This window comes from Streptomyces sp. NPDC048353 (assembly GCF_055587165.1).
Window position 1 is genome coordinate 1118924 of sequence record NZ_JBVJGU010000001.1, and the last position, 17629, is coordinate 1136552.

The 17629-nt window shown below is 74.5% G+C and carries 17 protein-coding genes; 9 read left to right on the plus strand and 8 right to left on the minus strand.

Annotation, left to right across the window (positions count from 1 at the left end; translation table 11 throughout):
- Positions 1-39: 39 nt before the first annotated feature.
- Both ACZ6RC_RS04980 and ACZ6RC_RS04985 read left to right on the plus strand, forming a co-directional pair.
- Entirely contained in the window at positions 40-735 is a 696-nt protein-coding gene (locus tag ACZ6RC_RS04980; RefSeq protein ID WP_469579317.1) for a class I SAM-dependent methyltransferase, read from the plus strand.
- A gap of 112 nt (positions 736-847) precedes the next feature.
- Complete coding sequence (locus ACZ6RC_RS04985) at positions 848-1321, plus strand: DoxX family protein (protein ID WP_469579319.1); 474 nt, start codon at positions 848-850, stop codon at positions 1319-1321.
- A gap of 33 nt (positions 1322-1354) precedes the next feature.
- Here the strand turns inward: ACZ6RC_RS04985 and ACZ6RC_RS04990 are convergent, their stop codons facing one another.
- Positions 1355-1690: a hypothetical protein gene (locus ACZ6RC_RS04990; protein WP_469579321.1), complete on the minus strand. Its 336-nt coding sequence runs from the start codon at positions 1688-1690 to the stop codon at positions 1355-1357.
- Positions 1691-1888: 198 nt separating this feature from the next.
- Between ACZ6RC_RS04990 and ACZ6RC_RS04995 the strand changes: the two genes are divergently transcribed.
- The 3 genes from ACZ6RC_RS04995 (at position 1889) to ACZ6RC_RS05005 (ending at position 7003) form a co-directional block, all read left to right on the plus strand.
- The gene (locus ACZ6RC_RS04995) at positions 1889-4738 is read left to right on the plus strand and encodes a DEAD/DEAH box helicase (RefSeq protein WP_469579323.1); all 2850 of its coding nucleotides are present in this window, start codon (positions 1889-1891) and stop codon (positions 4736-4738) included.
- Positions 4735-6024, plus strand: a complete 1290-nt coding sequence (locus tag ACZ6RC_RS05000) for an SWIM zinc finger family protein (RefSeq protein ID WP_469579325.1) — start codon at positions 4735-4737, stop codon at positions 6022-6024. Before ACZ6RC_RS04995 ends, ACZ6RC_RS05000 begins: the two co-directional genes overlap by 4 nt.
- A gap of 232 nt (positions 6025-6256) precedes the next feature.
- Positions 6257-7003, plus strand: coding sequence for a chaplin (locus ACZ6RC_RS05005; RefSeq protein WP_391140624.1), 747 nt, complete (start codon positions 6257-6259; stop codon positions 7001-7003).
- Between the two features lie 143 nt (positions 7004-7146).
- Here the strand turns inward: ACZ6RC_RS05005 and ACZ6RC_RS05010 are convergent, their stop codons facing one another.
- On the minus strand, positions 7147-7806 hold the full coding sequence (locus ACZ6RC_RS05010; RefSeq protein WP_469579327.1) for a DUF2293 domain-containing protein: 660 nt from the start codon (positions 7804-7806) through the stop codon (positions 7147-7149).
- A 155-nt stretch (positions 7807-7961) separates the two neighbouring features.
- Here ACZ6RC_RS05010 and ACZ6RC_RS05015 point away from each other — a divergent pair, with 155 nt between their 5' ends.
- Positions 7962-8696 (plus strand): DUF7873 family protein, encoded by a 735-nt coding sequence (locus ACZ6RC_RS05015; RefSeq protein WP_391140622.1) that lies wholly within the window; start codon positions 7962-7964, stop codon positions 8694-8696.
- A gap of 382 nt (positions 8697-9078) precedes the next feature.
- Here ACZ6RC_RS05015 and ACZ6RC_RS05020 read toward each other — a convergent pair whose 3' ends face one another.
- A complete protein-coding gene (locus tag ACZ6RC_RS05020; protein WP_391140621.1) occupies positions 9079-10290 on the minus strand; it encodes a pyridoxal phosphate-dependent aminotransferase in 1212 nt (403 codons plus the stop codon).
- 83 nt (positions 10291-10373) lie between these two features.
- Between ACZ6RC_RS05020 and ACZ6RC_RS05025 the strand changes: the two genes are divergently transcribed.
- Positions 10374-10979: a winged helix-turn-helix transcriptional regulator gene (locus tag ACZ6RC_RS05025; protein WP_469579331.1), complete on the plus strand. Its 606-nt coding sequence runs from the start codon at positions 10374-10376 to the stop codon at positions 10977-10979.
- A gap of 5 nt (positions 10980-10984) precedes the next feature.
- Positions 10985-11620 (plus strand): nucleoside/nucleotide kinase family protein, encoded by a 636-nt coding sequence (locus ACZ6RC_RS05030; RefSeq protein ID WP_453615166.1) that lies wholly within the window; start codon positions 10985-10987, stop codon positions 11618-11620.
- 54 nt (positions 11621-11674) lie between these two features.
- Here the strand turns inward: ACZ6RC_RS05030 and ACZ6RC_RS05035 are convergent, their stop codons facing one another.
- Genes ACZ6RC_RS05035 through ACZ6RC_RS05050 form a run of 4 tightly spaced genes read right to left on the minus strand, consistent with a single transcriptional unit; the run spans position 11675 to position 15644 of the window.
- Positions 11675-12565: a carbohydrate kinase family protein gene (locus ACZ6RC_RS05035; protein WP_469579334.1), complete on the minus strand. Its 891-nt coding sequence runs from the start codon at positions 12563-12565 to the stop codon at positions 11675-11677.
- Positions 12562-13476, minus strand: a complete 915-nt coding sequence (locus ACZ6RC_RS05040; RefSeq protein ID WP_469579336.1) for a pseudouridine-5'-phosphate glycosidase — start codon at positions 13474-13476, stop codon at positions 12562-12564. The genes ACZ6RC_RS05035 and ACZ6RC_RS05040 overlap by 4 nt, the downstream gene beginning before the upstream one ends.
- Before the next feature lie 49 nt (positions 13477-13525).
- Positions 13526-14722: a hypothetical protein gene (locus ACZ6RC_RS05045; protein WP_469579338.1), complete on the minus strand. Its 1197-nt coding sequence runs from the start codon at positions 14720-14722 to the stop codon at positions 13526-13528.
- Positions 14706-15644: a cysteine peptidase family C39 domain-containing protein gene (locus ACZ6RC_RS05050; protein WP_469579340.1), complete on the minus strand. Its 939-nt coding sequence runs from the start codon at positions 15642-15644 to the stop codon at positions 14706-14708. Before ACZ6RC_RS05050 ends, ACZ6RC_RS05045 begins: the two co-directional genes overlap by 17 nt.
- Positions 15645-15774: 130 nt before the next feature.
- Here ACZ6RC_RS05050 and ACZ6RC_RS05055 point away from each other — a divergent pair, with 130 nt between their 5' ends.
- Positions 15775-16131 (plus strand): cupin domain-containing protein, encoded by a 357-nt coding sequence (locus ACZ6RC_RS05055; protein WP_453615153.1) that lies wholly within the window; start codon positions 15775-15777, stop codon positions 16129-16131.
- Between the two features lie 91 nt (positions 16132-16222).
- On the opposite strand, the gene ACZ6RC_RS05060 is transcribed toward ACZ6RC_RS05055, so the two are convergent.
- Positions 16223-17533: an MFS transporter gene (locus ACZ6RC_RS05060; protein WP_469579342.1), complete on the minus strand. Its 1311-nt coding sequence runs from the start codon at positions 17531-17533 to the stop codon at positions 16223-16225.
- Between the last annotated feature and the right edge of the window lie 96 nt (positions 17534-17629).

Here is a 17629-nt window from a genome sequence, read left to right on the forward strand (position 1 = left end):
CGGTCCGCGGCGCCCCGTTCTCCGGGCATGAGGGGACCGATGCGTGAAGGACATCAGGGAACGGGAGCCGGGGCGATCACCCCGGACGGATGTGCCGTCGAGCTGTACCGCCGGCTTGCGGTCGGGAACGAACCGGACGTGATCGCGGCGGCCGTGCCGCACGGCGCGACCCTGCTCGAACTGGGCTGCGGAGCCGGGCGGGTGACGGGCCCGCTCGTCGAACGGGGGTTCGCGGTCACGGCGGTCGACGAGTCGGCGGAGATGCTGGACGCCGTTCGCGAGCGGGTGCCGGGGGTGGAGACCGTGCTCGGCCCCATCGAGGCGCTGGACCTGGGCAGACGGTTCGACGTGGTGATGCTCGCGTCGTACCTCGTCCACTCGGCCGATCACGGTGTGCGGCAGGCGCTCCTGGAGACCTGCAGACGCCATGTGAAGGACGACGGGTGTGTGCTGATCCAGCGCGAGGGCGAGAACTGGCACCGCGAAGTCCCGCGCGAGCGGATCGACGCCGCCGGCTGCACGGTACGGATCGTGTCGGCCCGGCCGGTCGGCGACGGCGTCAACTCGGTCCTGGCCGAGTACCTCTTCCCGGACGCCCGCTGGACCCAGACATTCCTGTCCCGACCGCTCGCCGCGGAGGACTTCGAGCGGTATCTGGGCGAGGCCGGACTCGTCGTCGACGCGACCCTGACGGACGACGGCACATGGGTGCGGGCCCGCCCCAAGTCCCCTTGAGGAAAAAGTGATTCGGACGCCGGGAGAGCGATGAGTTCCCGGCGCCCGGACCGTCTACCTCTGTGACAGCGCACGCGAGAGCGGACGCGACGCCGACACGAGGAGACGCACCATGACCACCACCCCGACCGCCGCCGCCACCGCCACCGCGACCACGGACGCCGCCACGAGCCCCGACACCCCCGCGGTCCGACGCCCCGGACGCCGCCTCGACCTCACCGTGCGAGTGCTGCAGATCCTTCTCGCGCTCGCCTTCGCCATCCCCAGCGCCGCGCCGAAGCTCGTCGGACACTGGTCCGCCGCCGAGTCCTTCGACGCCATCGGCTGGGGCGACTGGCTGATGTACACGGTCGGCGCGCTGGAACTGGCCGGAGCGATCGCGCTGGTGATCCCGATCCTGTCGAGCGCCTCGGCGACCGCGCTCACGGGCCTGATGGCCGGGGCGTTCGTCACGCAGCTGACCGTCTTCGACGGCGAGTACGCGCTGACGCCGCTCCTCTTCGCCGTGCCCCTCGTCGCGATCGCCTGGACGCGCCGCCGGCACAACGCGGAACTGCTCGCCCTGGTCCTCCGCCGCCGCGCCTGAGGCGGGCGGCCCGGCGGACCCGCCGGGCCATGCCTAGTGGACGAGGCTGTAGCTCCGCCAGGGCAGGGCGCCGGGGACGATGGAGTCGCCCGAGCGGGAGGCGACGTAGACGCCGTTCCCGCCCCGGCAGCGGGGCGTCGTGTACATGATGATGTCGACGAGCGAGCGGTTCTCGATCCTCGTCGCACCGGCCGGCGCGAGCCGGTGACAGCCCTTGACCGAGGGGCTCGTCACGGAGACCACGACCTCGTTCGGGGTCTCGTACGTGATCGTCCCGACCGCCGAGCGGCCGAGGCCGGAGCAGCCCGCGACGGCGAGAGTCAGGAGCGCGGCCCCGGCGGCGGTGCCGAGACGCCGGTGAACGGACATGGCGGATCCTCGTCTGTCGGGCGAAGGCGGCAGACCCGGTCCGCAGCCTGTTCCACGTCACCATGCCCCCTGTCGGAGCGGCTGTCACACGCTGTTGGGCCGCCCGGGCGAAGCGGCGGGGGAGGTCGTTGTCAGACCCCACCCGTAAGGTCGGAAGTCCAGTCGGAATCCGAGCCGGAACGGGAGGTGACCAGCGCCGTGACCCACACCCTGCACACGTACGCCGCCGTCTTCCTCCCGGCCGCCCTGCCCCGCGAGGGCCGCGTCGCCTTCTGGGCGCCCGACGGCGGCGCCCTGCCCGACCTCCCTGCCCCGGAGCCGTCCGGGGCGTCCCCGGCGGGCTCGCTCACCGTCGTGCGCCGCCACGGCGCCAGTGCCCGCGGACGCACGGTGCCCGCCCTCATCCTGCCCGTCGCCGAGGCACTGCCCCATCTGGTCGCGGCCCGACGGCACCCGGGCGTCCACCCGGCCACCGCCTGCTGGGGCGCCGCCGCCCTGCACGCCCTGCACCTCACGGCGCGGGGTCGGCTGCTGCCCGGTCTGACCGCCGACGACCTCGACGCCTGGCGGGCGGGGCCGCTGGACGCCGACGACATCGCCCATCTGCGGGCCGTCGCCGCCGCCATGCCGTACGAAGCCCACGCCGTGCCCGTCCCCGGCCGCGGCCCGCTCCGGGTGCCCGAGCCCGAGGCGCTGGTGCGGGCCTTCCTCGACGCCGTCGCCGACACCCTGCCCCGCACCCCCGCCGCGGCCCACGCGGCGGGTGCGCCGTTCGCCGCGCGCGAGCCCCAGCACCTGCCCCGCGCGCGGGCCTGGGCGGCCGAGGCGGCGGCCGGCATGGACGCCGGGGTCCGCGTCTCCCTCCGCCTCGACCTCGCGGGGTACGAACTGTTCGACATCGCCGAGGAAGGCGGCGACGAACGGCACGCCGCAGCGGCCCTCCTCCAGGTGCACAGCCTTGCCGACCCGACCCTCGTCATCGACGCCGCCGCACTCTGGGAGGGCGAGGGCGACGAGCACTTCGGCCCGCGCGCCCGGATCGACGCCCTCCTCGCCGTGCGCCGGGCGGCCCGCGTCTGGTCACCGCTCGGCAGGCTCCTGGAGCGCGACGTGCCCGACGTGCTCGCGCTGACCGAGGACGAGCTGTACGAACTCCTCGGCCCCGCGGCCGCCCGCCTCGCCGACGCCGGCGTCGCCGTCCACTGGCCCCGCGAGCTGGCCCGCTCGCTCAGCGCCGCCGCCGTCGTCCGGCCGGCGATGTCCGCCCCCGGCTCCGCCACCGACGGCACGGCCTTCTTCGACAGCGAGGAACTCCTCCGCTTCAACTGGCAGCTCGCCCTGGACGGCGACCCGCTCAGCGAGCGCGAGATGGACGCCCTCGCCGAATCCCACCGGCCCATCGTGCGCCTGCGCGACCAGTGGGTCGTCGTCGACCCCGACCTCGTCCGCAAGGCCCGCAAGAGGGAACTCGGTCTGCTGGAGCCCGTCGACGCCCTCGCCGTCGCCCTCAGCGGCACCGCGGAGGTGGACGGCGAGATCGTCCCCGCGGTCCCCGTCGGCGCGCTCGCGACCCTGCGGGACCGGCTCGCCGCCGGCCCCGAGGCCGCCGACCCGCCCCCGGGGCTCGACGCCACCCTGCGCGACTACCAGCTGCGGGGGCTGGCCTGGCTCGACCTGATGACCTCGCTCGGCCTCGGCGGGTGCCTCGCCGACGACATGGGCCTCGGCAAGACGGTCACCCTGATCGCCCTCCACCTGCGCCGGGCCCGCCGCGCGCCCACCCTCGTCGTCTGTCCCGCCTCCCTGCTCGGCAACTGGCAGCGGGAGGTCGAGCGGTTCGCCCCCGGGGTGCCGGTGCGCCGCTTCCACGGCGCCGACCGCTCCCTGGACGGCGTCGACGGCGGCTTCGTCCTCACCACCTACGGCACCCTGCGTACCAGCGCCGCCCATCTCGCCGAGCACGACTGGGGCATGGTCGTCGCCGACGAGGCCCAGCACGTGAAGAACCCGTTCTCCGCGACCGCCAAGGCCCTGCGCACGATTCCCGCGCCGGCCAGGGTCGCCCTCACCGGCACCCCCGTGGAGAACAACCTCTCCGAGCTGTGGGCCCTCCTCGACTGGACCACCCCCGGACTCCTCGGCCCCCTCAAGGCCTTCCGCTCCCGCCACGCCCGCGCCGTGGAGAACAGCGAGGAGATCGAGAACGACGAGGCCGTCGAGCGGCTCGCCCGGCTGGTCCGGCCCTTCCTGCTGCGCCGCCGCAAGTCCGACCCGGGCATCGTCCCCGAGCTGCCGCCCAAGACCGAGTCCGACCACCCCGTTCCCCTCACCCGCGAGCAGGCCTCGCTCTACGAAGCGGTGGTACGGGAGACGATGGCCCGGATCGAGGAGGCCGAGGGGATCGCGCGCCGCGGACTCGTCATGAAGCTCCTCACCTCCCTCAAGCAGATCTGCAACCACCCCGCGCAGTACCTCAAGGAGCAGAGCCCGAAGGGCGGCGGCACGGCCCGGCTCGCCGGCCGGTCGGGGAAGCTCGCCCTGCTCGACGAACTCCTCGACACGATCCTCACCGAGGACGGCTCCGTCCTGGTCTTCACCCAGTACGTCTCCATGGCCCGGCTCCTCGCCGACCACCTGGCCGCCCGCGCGATCCCGGCCCAGCTGCTGCACGGCGGAACGCCCGTCGCCGAACGCGAGCGGATGGTCGACCGCTTCCAGTCCGGCGAGGTGCCCGTCTTCCTCCTCTCCCTGAAGGCCGCGGGCACCGGACTCAACCTGACCAGGGCCGGTCATGTCGTCCACTTCGACCGCTGGTGGAACCCGGCGGTCGAGGAGCAGGCCACCGACCGGGCGTACCGCATCGGACAGACCCAGCCGGTCCAGGTCCACCGGCTCATCGCCGAAGGCACCGTCGAGGACCGCATCGCCGAGATGCTCCGCGCCAAGCAGGCCCTCGCCGACGCCGTCCTCGGCTCCGGCGAGGCGGCCCTGACCGAACTGACCGACCGTGAACTGGCCGACCTGGTCTCGCTGAGGAGGCCGTCATGAGTCCCCGTCCGGCCCCGGGCGGCCGCCCCGGTCTCCCGCGCCACGACGACCGTCGCCGTACGTTCCCCCAGCTCGCCCCCCGGGAGGCACCGGACGGTCGGTTCGCCGCCACCTGGTGGGGCAACGCCTGGGTGGACGCCCTGGAGGACACCGCCCTCGACGCGGCGCGCCTCGCCCGCGGTCAGGCGTACGCGCGGCGCGGACATGTCGACGCCATCACGGTCACCCCGGGCCGGGTCGTCGCCTATGTCCACGGCAGCCGACCCCGCCCGTACCGCTCGGAGATCCGGCTGCGCACCCTCGGCGACGACGACTGGGAGCGGTTCCTCGACAAGGCGGCCGCCCGGCCGGACCACATCGCCGCCCTGCTCGACAAGGACGTCCCGCACGCCCTGGAGGCCGTCACCGGACTGCTGCCCGCCCCCGGCGACCTGATCCCCGACTGCTCCTGCCCCGACGACGGCTTCCCCTGCAAGCACGCCGCCGCCCTCTGCTACCAAGCAGCGCGCCTGCTCGACGAGGACCCCTTCGTCCTCTTCCTGATGCGCGGCCGCGGCGAACAGGAGATCCTCGCCGCCCTGACCCGGCGTAACGCGGCCCGCTCCGCCGCCGAGACCAGCGCCGCCGCGCCCGCCCTGGCGACCGTCCCCGCCCGCGCGGTCCTCGCCCCGACCGCCGACGACACCGTGCCCCGGCCGCTGCCGCCGCTGCCCCCGCCGCTGCCCGCCCCCGCACAGCCGGGCCGCCCGCCCGTCCACCCGCCGGACCCGGACGCCCCCGACCCCCTCGCGCTCGACCTGCTCGCCTCGGAGGCCGCCGTCCGCGCCCACGCGTTCCTGATGACGGGCCACGACCCCGTCGCCGCCCTCACCCCCTGGCAGGACGCCGTCCGGCTCGCCGCCGCGCACCCCGGCTCCGGGCTCACCGCGTCGACCCGGGCGCTCTACCGCGACCTGGCGTACGCGCTCGACCGGACCCCCACCGACCTGGCGCGCGCGGTCGCCGCCTGGCGCCAGGGCGGACTCGCCGGCCTCCTGGTCCTCGAGGAGCCCTGGGATCCGCCCGCCGGCCCCTTCGACCGGGCCCGCCCCGCCCTGCTCGCCGCCGACCAGCCCGCCTTCCGGCCCTGGCGGAACCGCCTGTCGACGCGCTCCCTCCAGCTCCGTTTCGGCCGGGACGGGCTCTGGTACGGCTACGAATCGGACGCCGACCGCGAGGACTGGTGGCCCCGCGGCACCCCCGACCCCGACCCGGTCGGCGCCTTGACCGACCTGCTGGGCCAGTGACGCCGGGCACACCGGCGGCCCGGTCCGACCGCACCCGGCGAGGTGGGCCCGGGCCCCCTCCGCAGGTCAGGGAGAAGCACAGGGGGAAGCGGCCAGGAAGGCTGCCCACGAACGTTCGAGTCATACCCACTCGAAGGAGTGAAAGAGCCCTTCGGCCTGATCCGAGCGGGGTGGAATCGCGTTAATTGCGGTACGGGCGAATGCTCGTCTACACCTCCGGAAGGCAGGAACCATGAGGCAGATTCGCCGTAGTGGACTGGCCACACTGATGGTCACGGGTGGCGCGCTCGCGCTCTCCGCCGGCGCCGCGCACGCCGACTCCGGTGCCCAGGGCGCCGCGGTCGGTTCGCCGGGCGCGGTCTCCGGCAACACCGTGCAGCTGCCGGTGCACGCCCCCGTCAACGTCTGCGGCAACACCGTCAACGTCGTCGGACTGCTCAACCCCTCGTTCGGCAACAGCTGCGCGAACCACGACGGCCCGACCGGCGGCCAGGGCTCCAGCGACCGTGGCGGCGAGGGCGGGAAGCACAAGGACCTGCCCGCCACCCCGCGCGGCGGCAGCGCGTCCAGCGGCAACGGCGGGGGAGCCACGGCCGAGGGCGTCGCCGCCAACTCGCCCGGCGTGCTCTCCGGCAACGGCATCCAGCTGCCGGTCGACCTGCCGGTGAACGTCAGCGGCAACTCCGTCAACGTCGTCGGCATCGGCAACCCGGCCTTCGGGAACACCTCGGTCAACGGCCCCTCGAATCCGGAGGGCCCGGGCGTGGAGCCGAAGCCGACGGAGCCCCGGAACATTCCGCCGCTGCCCAGCACGGACACCGACGAGCCGGCCCCGGCCCCCGCGCCGCGGACCAGCTCCGTCTCGCTGGCCAGCACGGGCTCGGACCTGGTCGGTTACGCCGCCCCGGCGAGCGCCGCCCTGCTGCTCGGTGGCGCGCTGCTCTACCGCCGCTCCCGCCGCGCGGGCACGGACGTCTGAGGACGGGACAGACTTACCGCCCCGCGCCCGGCAGGTCCGGCCGCCGGACCGGCCCCCGGCCAGACCGACCGGCCCGGGCGCACCGGCGGGCGGACCGAGGGGACAGGGACTGTCGCCACGATCCGTAGGACGGTCCTGAACCCTCACGCACGACGCCAGGCCCGGAGCACCGCCTCGATGGCGGGCGCGACCCTCGCCCGGGCCTGGTGGCGGGGAACGCCCCGCATGAGCAGCGCGTCGTACGCGGTGTCGACATGCCGTACGGACGCCCGCACCGCGGCCGTGACCGCGTCCCGGTCCAGCGCCCGCCCCGCCGCCGTGCGCCCCACCCGGCCGCTGCCCTTCTGCGAGGCGTGGGCCGCGATCTCCGCGGCCCGTTCCCCGGGGCAGCGCGGGAACAGCCGCAGGATCTCGGCCTCCAGCTCCGCCGTGACCCGCGCGTCCCGCTCCGCACGCCGGACCGCGTCCCTCGCCCGCCGACGCGCCCTCGCCTCCGCGTCCGCCAGGCAGGCCTCCTCGGCCCGCGCCAGCGCGTCCGCCTCGACGAGCAGCCCCTGACGTTCGTACCGGGTCCGGCGCCGGTTGTGCCGTACCACCACCGCCCACAGCGCACTGCCCTCGCGGGCCCGCCGGGTGAGCGCCGTGTCACCGCGCCCGAGGAAGACCAGATGCCCGAGGTCGGCGCAGTCGAGGCAGACCGGGGCGTGGAATTCGACGATCATCCGTCGCAGCGGCCCCTGTCGGCACTCGGAGCAGCGCCGGCGCTTGAGGGGCTCGACGACGACGGGGGCGACCAGATCCATGTCGGGCTCCTCAGCGGCAGTGCGTGGCCACCACGCCCGGCAGGGTGCCGACCACGGCGATCAGGGCCGTCTCCATGACAAGTCGCTCCTCGGAAGCTCAACTGGCCTGATAAATCGTTCGATTCGCAGTCGGTCGCACGGTTAGGGTCCGTGACGTGGCAACGAAACTCAATCAGATCATCGCAGTGGAGAAGGGCGTCAAGTCCCGGGCGCACCAGGACCTGACGGCGGCGCACCACGGGCTGCAGAAGCCCGCGCTGCTCGCCGGCATCTCCCGGACGTACCAGGCGAAGGACGAGGAGGGCGAGCAGCTTCCGCCGGAGTCCACGCTGGTGCAGGTGAAGGCGGAGGACGTGCTGCGCGACACCGCGCGGGCGCTCACCCGGCTGTTCGATGTGACCGCCACCAAGGACTGGGCCAACTGCGAGGCGCGCGCCGACATCACGGTCGACGGGCGCGTCCTGGTGGGCCGGGTGCCCGTCGCGTACCTGCTCTTCCTGGAGAAGCAGCTGACGGACATCAACACCTTCGTGCGCAAGCTGCCCGTCCTGGACGCCGCCGAGTCCTGGGTGCAGGACCCGTCGACCGACGCGTGGAAGACCGAGGTCGTCCGCACTGTCCGGACGAAGAAGGTCCCGCGCAACCACGTCAAGGCGGAGGCGACGGAGAAGCACCCGGCGCAGGTCGAGGTGTACTACGAGGACATCCCGGTCGGGTACTGGAGCACGGTGAAGTTCTCCGGGGCGCTGCCGGCCCGCAGGGTGAACGAACTCCTGGAGCGGGTCGAGAAGCTCCAGCAGGCGGTCAAGTTCGCCCGCGAGGAGGCGAACGGCGCCGAGGTCACCGACCAGCGGGTCGGCGACGCCGTCTTCGGCTACCTCTTCGGGTAGCCGGGACGGACCACAGACTCCCCGGCCACAGAACACGGCCGGGGCGCGCGAGGAGCGCGAAGCTGAAGATGAGGCTTGTCGTGAATCCGCGGCCCTCCTGACGAGGGCCGTGATCAGACTCAGACTATTGCTCCAGACTCAGCATGCGCCGCTCATCGCCGGATCGACCGGGCCCGGGCCCTGGTGCGTCGAAATGCCAGTTCGAATCTGGTCCGCCGAGCTCCGATCGGCGGTGGTCCAATGGCAGGACGCGACGCAATGACGACTGACCCGGGTCCTCAAGCGTGCCGGCGTGTGATGTGAGCGGCATCGACAGGGTCCGGGGGCAGGCTACGCCCTCGGACCCGCTCCCGTTTCCGGGCGCGGGCCCCGCTCCGGCCGCCTACTGGCGGTAGCCGCTCAGGAAGCGGCCGATGCGGCTGATCGCCGCGTCCAGGTCGTCGGCGTACGGCAGGGTCAGGATGCGGAAGTGATCCGGACGCGGCCAGTTGAAGCCGGTGCCCTGGACGACCTGGATCTTCTCGCGCAGCAGCAGGTCGAGGACGAACTTCTCGTCGTCGTGGATCCGGTGCACCTTCGGGTCGAGACGCGGGAAGGCGTAGAGCGCGCCCTTCGGCTTCACGCAGGACACCCCCGGGATCTCGTTCAGCTTCTCCCACGCCGTGTCGCGCTGTTCGAGCAGCCTGCCGCCGGGGCCGGTCAGCTCCCGGATCGACTGCCGTCCGCCGAGCGCGGCCTGGATGGCGTACTGCGCGGGGGCGTTGGGGCACAGCCGCATGGAGGCCAGCATCATCAGGCCCTCCAGGTAGCTCTTCGCGTGCTGCCGAGGGCCGCTGACGACCAGCCAGCCGGAGCGGAAGCCGGCGACACGGTACGTCTTGGAGAGCCCGGAGAAGGTGAGGACGACGAGGTCGGGGGCGAGGGCGGCGGCGGTGTGGTGGACGGCGTCGTCGTAGACGATCTGGTCGTAGATCTCGTCGGCGAAGACCATCAGCTGGTGGCGGCGGGCGAGGTCGAGGACGCCCTCGACGATCTCGCGCGGATACACGGCGCCGGTGGGGTTGTTGGGGTTGATGAGCACGACCGCCTTGGTGCGGTCGGTGATCTTCGCGGCCATGTCGTCGAGGTCCGGGTACCAGTCGGCCGACTCGTCGCAGAGGTAGTGCACCGCCTTGCCGCCCGCGAGGGTGGTCACCGCCGTCCACAGGGGGAAGTCGGGGGCGGGGATCAGCACCTCGTCGCCGTCCTCCAGGAGCGCCTGGACGGCCATGGAGACCAGTTCCGAGACGCCGTTGCCGAGGAAGACGTCGTCCACGTCGACATCGGGCAGGCCGAGGGCCTGGTAGCGCTGGGCGACGGCGCGGCGGGCGGAGAGGATCCCGCGGGAATCGGTGTAGCCGTGGGCCTTCGGGAGCATCCGGATCATGTCCTGGACGATCTCCTCCGGAGCCTCGAAGCCGAAGAGCGCCGGGTTGCCGGTGTTGAGCCGCAGGACGCTGTGGCCCGCCTCCTCCAGGGCGTTGGCGTGCTCGATGACCGGTCCGCGGATCTCGTAACAGACCTCGCTCAACTTGCTCGACTGCCGGAACTCCATGTGACGACCTCCCCAGAGTGCTGATGCTTGGTTTTACCAAGTTCGAGCTTGGAAAGTCCAACAACTTGTCTAGACTGCGTCGCATGCCACGTCGCCGAAGCTATGACCAGTACTGCGCCGCCGCCCGTGCCCTCGACGCCGTCGGTGACCGGTGGACGCTGCTGATCGTCCGTGAACTCCTCGCGGGGCCGCGCCGCTACACCGATCTGCACGCCGATCTCCCCGGCGTCAGTACGGACATGCTCGCCGGACGCCTCAAGGAGATGGAGGGCGCCGGGATCGTCACCCGCCGCCGTCTGCCGCCTCCCGTCGCGGCCCACGTGTACGAACTCACCGACCGGGGCAGCGCCTTGCTGCCGGTCCTGCGGGCCCTGGCCGAGTGGGGAGCCCCCGCACTGGACGAGCCGCGGCCGACCGACGCCGTACGGGCGCACTGGTTCGCGATCCCGCTGCTGAGTGCCCTCCAGGACCGGGGCGCGGGGGTGGTGCAGGTGACCCTCGACGAGGGGCCGTTCCACGTGCGGACCGGGGAGGACGGGGGCGTGGAGTACGGCGACGGCCCGGCGGAGGGCGCCGCCGCGCACCTGCGGACCGACCTGGCGACCTGCCGGGCCCTCGCGGCCGGGGAACTGACGCTGGCGGACGCGGTCGTGGCGGGCCGGGCCGCGGTGGACGAACCGTCACCATGAGCTCCGTGCGATGGGAACCGATCACCTGGGAACGGCTGGCCGACGCTCTGGCCGAACACCTCGACGGGACCACCCCCGGCGGCGGTGGCGACCGGCTCACGGTGGGCATCGACGGCGCTCCCGCCGCGCCCACCGGAGACACCGCCGCATCGATCGCCACCGCGCTGCGGTTGCGGGGCCGCTCCGTGCTGGTGGTGGGCACCGGCGGATTCCTGCGGCCGGCGTCGCTGCGGTACGAATACGGCAAGCGGGACGCCGACGCGTACTACAGCGGCTGGTTCGACACGGGAGCGCTGTGGCGCGAGGTCTTCGGGCCGCTGGAGGCCGGCGGCAGCGGACGGGTGCTCCCCGATCTGTGGGACCCGGCCACCGACCGGGCGACCCGCAGCCCCTACGTCACCCTGCCGCCCGGAGGGGTACTGCTGCTGCACGGCCCCTTCTTGCTCGGGCACTGGTTCCCCTTCGACCTGACCGTGCACCTGCGCCTGTCCGCGGCCGCCCTCGCGCGCCGCACCGAGGAACCCTGGACCCTGCCCGCCTTCGCACGCTACGAGCAGGAGGTGGGCCCCGCGGACGCCGCCGACGTCGTCGTCCGCACCGACGACCCGCGCCACCCCGCCTGGACGGGCCTCCCGGCATAAGCCGTGTCCGGGAACGCCTGTTCCCGGCTCCCGAGCCGCAGCCGCCCCACGGGGTCAGGGGCCCGCGGGGCGTCCGCCCACCGAGGCCACCGCCCGGGCGCCCGCACGGCACCCGGCCTCCGCCGCCTTCGCCGCGTCCGCGCCCGCGAGCCGTGCCGCGAGGAAGGCCCCGGTGAAGGCGTCTCCCGCGCCCGTGGAGTCCACCGGCCGCGCCGCCGGCGCCGCGACCCGCGCCGTCACCGCCCCCGACTCGGCGACGAGAGCGCCCTGCGCGCCCGACGTGACCGCCACCAGCGGAAAGGCGCGGCTCAACGCCACCGCGGCCTCGGCCGGGCCGGGGCACCCGGTCAGCAGCCGGGCCTCGTCGGCGTTGGGGAACAGCATGTCCGCGCCCGCCGCCTCCCTCAGGAAGCGGTCCGTCCCCAGCTCCGCCAGGAACCCCGCCGACGCCGGGTCCACGCTCACCGTGACCCCCGCCTCCCGCGCGTCGCGCAGCGCCCGCCGCACGGCCGCCCGGCTCGGCTCGGAGAAGAAGAGATACCCGGACAGATGGAGATGGGCGGCCCCGTCGAGGAAGGCGGGCGACCAGTCGTCGGGCGACAGCCGCAGGGCCGCCCCGCTGTCGGTCAGGAACGTGCGCTCGGCGCTCGCGTCGACCAGCGCTATCACCGTGGCCGTGGCGGCCTCCGCGTCCCTGACCAGCAGCGGGCGCACACCCGCCGACACCAGCGCCCGCTCGTGCCAGTCGGCCGCGTCGGTCCCGACCCGCCCGAGCAGCCGTACGTCCGCGCAGCCCGCGCGCGCCGCCCAGCAGGCGACATTGGCGCCCGCCCCGCCCGGAAGCGTGCGGATCCGGGCCGCCGTGTCGGTCGCGGCCGCGAGGGGAGCACCGTGCCGGGCGACCACGTCGGTGACCACGTCCCCGACGACCAGCAGGCCCCTCACGCGCCCGCTTCGGCGTACGCCGTCGCGATCCGGGAGGCCAGCCGGACGTTCCCGCGCACGGCCGCGAGGTTGGCCTCCAGGGACGCCCCGCCCGTGTGCACCGTCAGGTACTCGAGCAGGAACGGCGTCACCGCCTGCCCCGTGATCCCCTTCGCCCGCGCCTCGGCGAGGCCCCCCGCCAGCACCCGGTCGTGCAGGGCGGGATCCAACTGGTCCTCCACCGGCACCGGATGGGCCACGATCAGCGCGGCGGACGGCTCGCCCAGCGCGTCCTGGGCCCGTATCACCCCCGCCACCTCACCCGGCGTCCGCAGCGTCCAGTCCACCGGCTCGCCCGAGGAGGCCAGATAGAAGCCGGGGAAGTGCTCCGTGCCGTACCCGACGACCGTCACGCCCAGGGTCTCCAGACGCTGGAGCGTCGCAGGGACGTCGAGGATCGACTTGACGCCGGCGCAGACCACCGCGATCCCCACCCGCGAGAGCAGCCGCAGATCGGCCGACTCGTCCTGCGTCTCGCTCCACTCCCGGTGCACGCCCCCGAGCCCGCCGGTCGCGAAGACGCGTATGCCCGCGGAGTGCGCCAGCCAGGCGGTGCCGGAGACGGTCGTCGCCCCGGTCGCCCCGGTCGCCAGGGCCGGCGCCAGATCGCGGTGCCCCAGCTTCCGCACCTCCGGGTCCTCCGCGATCCGGGTCAACCCCTTCTCGTCCAAGCCGACTCGGGCCACGCCGTCGATCACGGCGATGGTGGCGGGCACGGCTCCGCCCTCCCGCACCAACGCCTCCAACTCCCGCGACACGGCGAGATTCCGCGGCCGCGGCAGGCCGTGGGCGATGATCGTGGACTCGAGCGCGACGACGGGACGGCCCTCGTGGAGCGCTTCCCGTACCTCTTCGGACACGTGTGTGGACATGTCCCATCTCTGGCGCGGCGGCGACCCCGTCAAACCTCGGTGGCGGCCCTCAGCCACAGCCCGGCAGCGGCGGCAGCCGGCCGGCGTCCACCACCTGGATCACCGACCGGGAGCCGCGCGCCTTGGCGTCGCCCACGGTGTACGCGACGGCCAGCGAGCCGCCCCCGGCCTGCGCGTATCCGTACGCGGGAGTGATCCGTGCGTACGCGCCCGCGGCCAGGTCCAGTGCGTAGGAGGTCTCCGGGGTGCGCCAGGTGACCAGGCGGCCGCCGATCCGGAGCTGGTCCATGCCGTCGACGGCCGGTGACCCGCCCACCACGGCCACCGGCTCCGGATCTCCCGTGCGCCACACCATGAGCCGGGGCTCGCTCTCGCCCGCCACCCAGGCCCAGGTGCGGCCGTCGGAGACGACGGACCGGATGTCGCGGAGCGTGGCGAGGGGAGCGGGCAGGGCGGCCGGGCGGCCGTCCTTCAGGGAGACGGCGGCCAGCCGGGTTCCGGAACCGGCCGCCTCGCGCCACACCAGCAGCTCGCCGGCGGCGAACGGCGTGTCCGGCACGCCCGTCCGCAGAGGGCGCGGGGCCCCGCCCGCCGCCGCGGCCGCGTACACGGTGGCCTTTCCGCCGCCCACGCCCTGCGCCCAGTGGACCGTGCCGCCGAGGAGGACGGGCCGGGGAAGAGGGCCCGGGCGGTCGGCGCGGGCCACGCGCCTCGCCTTGCCGGTGCCGGCGTCCCAGACGTACAGGCTCCACGGGCTGTCGAGGGTCCGCCCCTCCAGGACGGCGAACGCCGCCCACCGGACGCCGTCGAAGTCGGCGGCGAGCAGCTGGTGTTCGACGGGGTCGGCGAAGGCGAGGAGGGTGCGGGGCGCCGCGCTGTGCCGGACCAGGACGGCGCGCCGCTGCCCGGCGCCGGTGAGCTGGACGGCGGTCCAGCCCGGCCCGGCGTCGGAGAGGACCGCCCGCTCGGCGGCCGGGGCGCGCAGCTCGCCCGCGCCGAAGGCGGCGCGCCAGGCGGCGGGCAGCCCCACCTCGCAGGCGGCGGCGGGAACGGCCGCCCGTGCCGTCGGCCGCCCGGGCGGGGGAGCGGTGGGCCGGGGAAGCGCGGACGGGGTCCGTCCGCGATCCGGTACGGGGGCGGGGGCGGGCCCCGCCGGCGAGCATCCCGTCACCAGGACGCCCGCCGACAGGAGGCCCGCCAGCAGCAGGGCCGGAGGCGCCGTGCGGCCCCTACCAGACGTACCCACGGCCGCCCATGATGGTGGTGAGGGTGTCGGAGGAGATGCGCGCCGACCTGGGCACCGTCCCGGCCCACGAGATCACGCTCGTGCTCACCCCGCCGACCGGGTCCAGGTAGTTGACCTGGGCGGCCTCGGTGTCGGTGTCGTAGCCGTCGATCGCCACCCAGTGGAAGATCTCGACGTTCGGGTGCCCGACGAGGTGGGGGCCGCCCGGCACCTCCCACGCGTTGCCGGCGACGGCGTAGTCGTTGTCGGTGTCGAAGGCGATGTGCTGCCGGAAGTTCGCCTTGTCGGTGGCGGTCGGCGTGTAGGGCAGCGCCTTGGGGACGTACCCGGCGCCGGGCAGCCGGTGGTTGAGCGCGTCCGCCATCGGGTAGCCGGTCGGGGCCGCGACGTTGATGTCGATGCCGTACCAGGCGGTGCCGCTGGTGGTGGTCCGCAGGAGGGTGGCCGCGTCCTGCTGCGAGCGGCCCGCGACCCCGTCGTGGGCGGACTGGGCGATCACGAGGGTGGCCGGGCCGCACCAGTAGGAAGTGCGCTGCGGCTGGTGGAGGCCGCCGGACAGTTTGAAGCCGGCGCGCGTGCTCCCCGGCCGGGTCCCGGTCCAGGCCCGCCCCCAGGACCTCTCGTACGCTCTCGCCTCCGCCTCCGCCTGCTTGGCGGCGCTCAGTCTCCACTGGTCGGGGGTGAGGTACTGCGGGCCGAGGGTGTCGTGCGCCTCCTTGTACGCGGCGCCCGGGGCCTCGGGGTGCTCGGCGCTCTGGGGGGTCGCCGGGGCGCCGGGGGCGGGCAGGGCGGTGTCCGGCGCCGGATCGGCGGCGGCCCGGGGCACGGCGAAGGCGGAGGGAGCGATCGCGGCCGCCGCGGTCGCGAGGAGCGCGGCGGCGGTCAGGGCGAGGCTGCGGTGGAGGAAGGTGGAGGCCGGCATCGGCACTCTCCTGTCAGAGGTGGGGGGAGCCTGACGGAAGGAAGGGCGGAAGCGGGGGCGGGGGGACGCCACGGGATCGCACGGGTGCCGCCCGTCGCCGGTCGGCGGGCCCCGGCTACAGTCACCGCCCATGACGACACATGATCACCCCTCTTTCGCCGTTCACATCGCCGACACGGACTTGGAGCCCGAGCCGCTCGATCCCGGCCAGATCGTCTCGGGTACGCCCGAGGTGACCGGCAAGGTCCTGTGGGAGTCCGCGGACGGCAAGCAGGTGCGGGGCATCTGGCAGATCACGCCCGGGGTGGTGACGGACACGGAGGCCAACGAACTCTTCGTGGTGGTCAGCGGACGCGCCACCGTCGCCGTCGAGGGCGGGGACGTCCTGGAGATCGGGCCGGGGGACGCCTGCGTGCTGCGCGAGGGGGACCGGACCACCTGGACGGTCCACGAGACGCTGCGCAAGGCGTACCACATCAGCCTCTGAGCCCGCGGAGGAGAGGGATTTGGGAGGGGCGTCAGGGGCTTCAGGCGCCCCCCGGCCCCCGGCGGCTACAGACGCCCCGGGCCCGGTGGCCTCAGGCCTTTAGGGCCCCCGGCCGGACCGCTCCCCGTACCGCCAGGGCGGCCATCGGCAGCAGCAGACACGCCCCCACCACGTTCAGCCAGCCGTAGCCGGCCTGCGCGACGATCAGGCCCGCCACCAGGCCGCCGATGCCCGCCGCCGTGTTCATGGTGGCGTCGGACAGGCCCTGGACCGCCGCCCTGGCCGCCTGGGGCACCGAGTCCGTCAGCAGCGCCGACCCCGAGACCAGCCCCGCCGACCAGCCGAGGCCCAGCACGAAGAGGCCCAGGGCGGTCTGTCCGTGGCTCGCCCCCGCCGTACCGGCCAGCAGCGCGGCCACCGCCAGCAGGCCGACCGCGAGGCCGATCACCGTCAGCCGTCCCAGCCGGTCCGAGAGCCAGCCCATCACCGGCGAGAAAGCGTACATGCCGGCGATGTGGACGCTGATCACGAGACCGATCAGCTGGATGCCCGCCCCGTGGTGGCTCAGCGCCACCGGGGTCATCGACATGATCGAGACCATGGCGGTGTGCGAGGCGGCCACGGTCACCAGGGCGAGGCGGGCCCGGGTGGACGCCCGCACGGCCCGCATCCCCGCCTTGAGGGAGCGGCCGGCGGCCGCCTCCCCGTCCTCGGGGCCGGCGAGGGCACGGGCGGTGAGCAGCGGGTCGGGGCGGAGCAGCAACGCGACCATGACCGCGGCGACGAGGAACACCCCGGCCGCCCAGACGAACGGGCCGGCCGTGGCCGGGATGCCGAACCCGGAGACGCTCTCCCCGGCCGGCGCCGCGACGTTCGGGCCGAGGACGGCGCCGATGGTGGTCGCCCACACCACCGTGGAGATGGCGCGGCCCCGGCGGTCCGCCTCGGCGAGGTCGGCGGCGGCGAACCGGGCCGCGAGGTTGGCCGAGGACCCGGCGCCGAAGCCGACCAGGCCCACCAGGAGCAGCGGGAAGCTGTCGAGGACCGCGCCGAGGACCACGACGCCGGCGCCGAGGGCGCCCATCAGGTAGGCGAACACCAGTCCTGACCGGCGGCCCCGGGAGGCCATGAGGGCGGCGAGCGGCATGGCGAGCAGTGCGGGGCCGGCCACGGTCGCCGTGGAGGCCAGACCGGACAGGGCCTCCGTGCCGCTGACGTCCTTGGCGAGCACCGCGGCGAGGGCGACACCGATGGCGATGCCGAGCCCGCCGAGGATCTGGCTGGCGATCAGGACGGCCTGGATCCGTCGGCGCAGGGCCGTCATCTCGGGGCCCGCCGGGACGGGTATGGGCCGGGGCGGGACGGCTGCGGTGGCGTCAGGGGCGCCGGGTGTCTCGGTCACTTACGGGAGTGTGCCAGCCGGGCGGCGCCAGGGGAACGCCGTACGCCCCGGGCGGGCCCTGGCCCTGGGGGTCCGGCCCCCTGGCCTCCCGGTGCC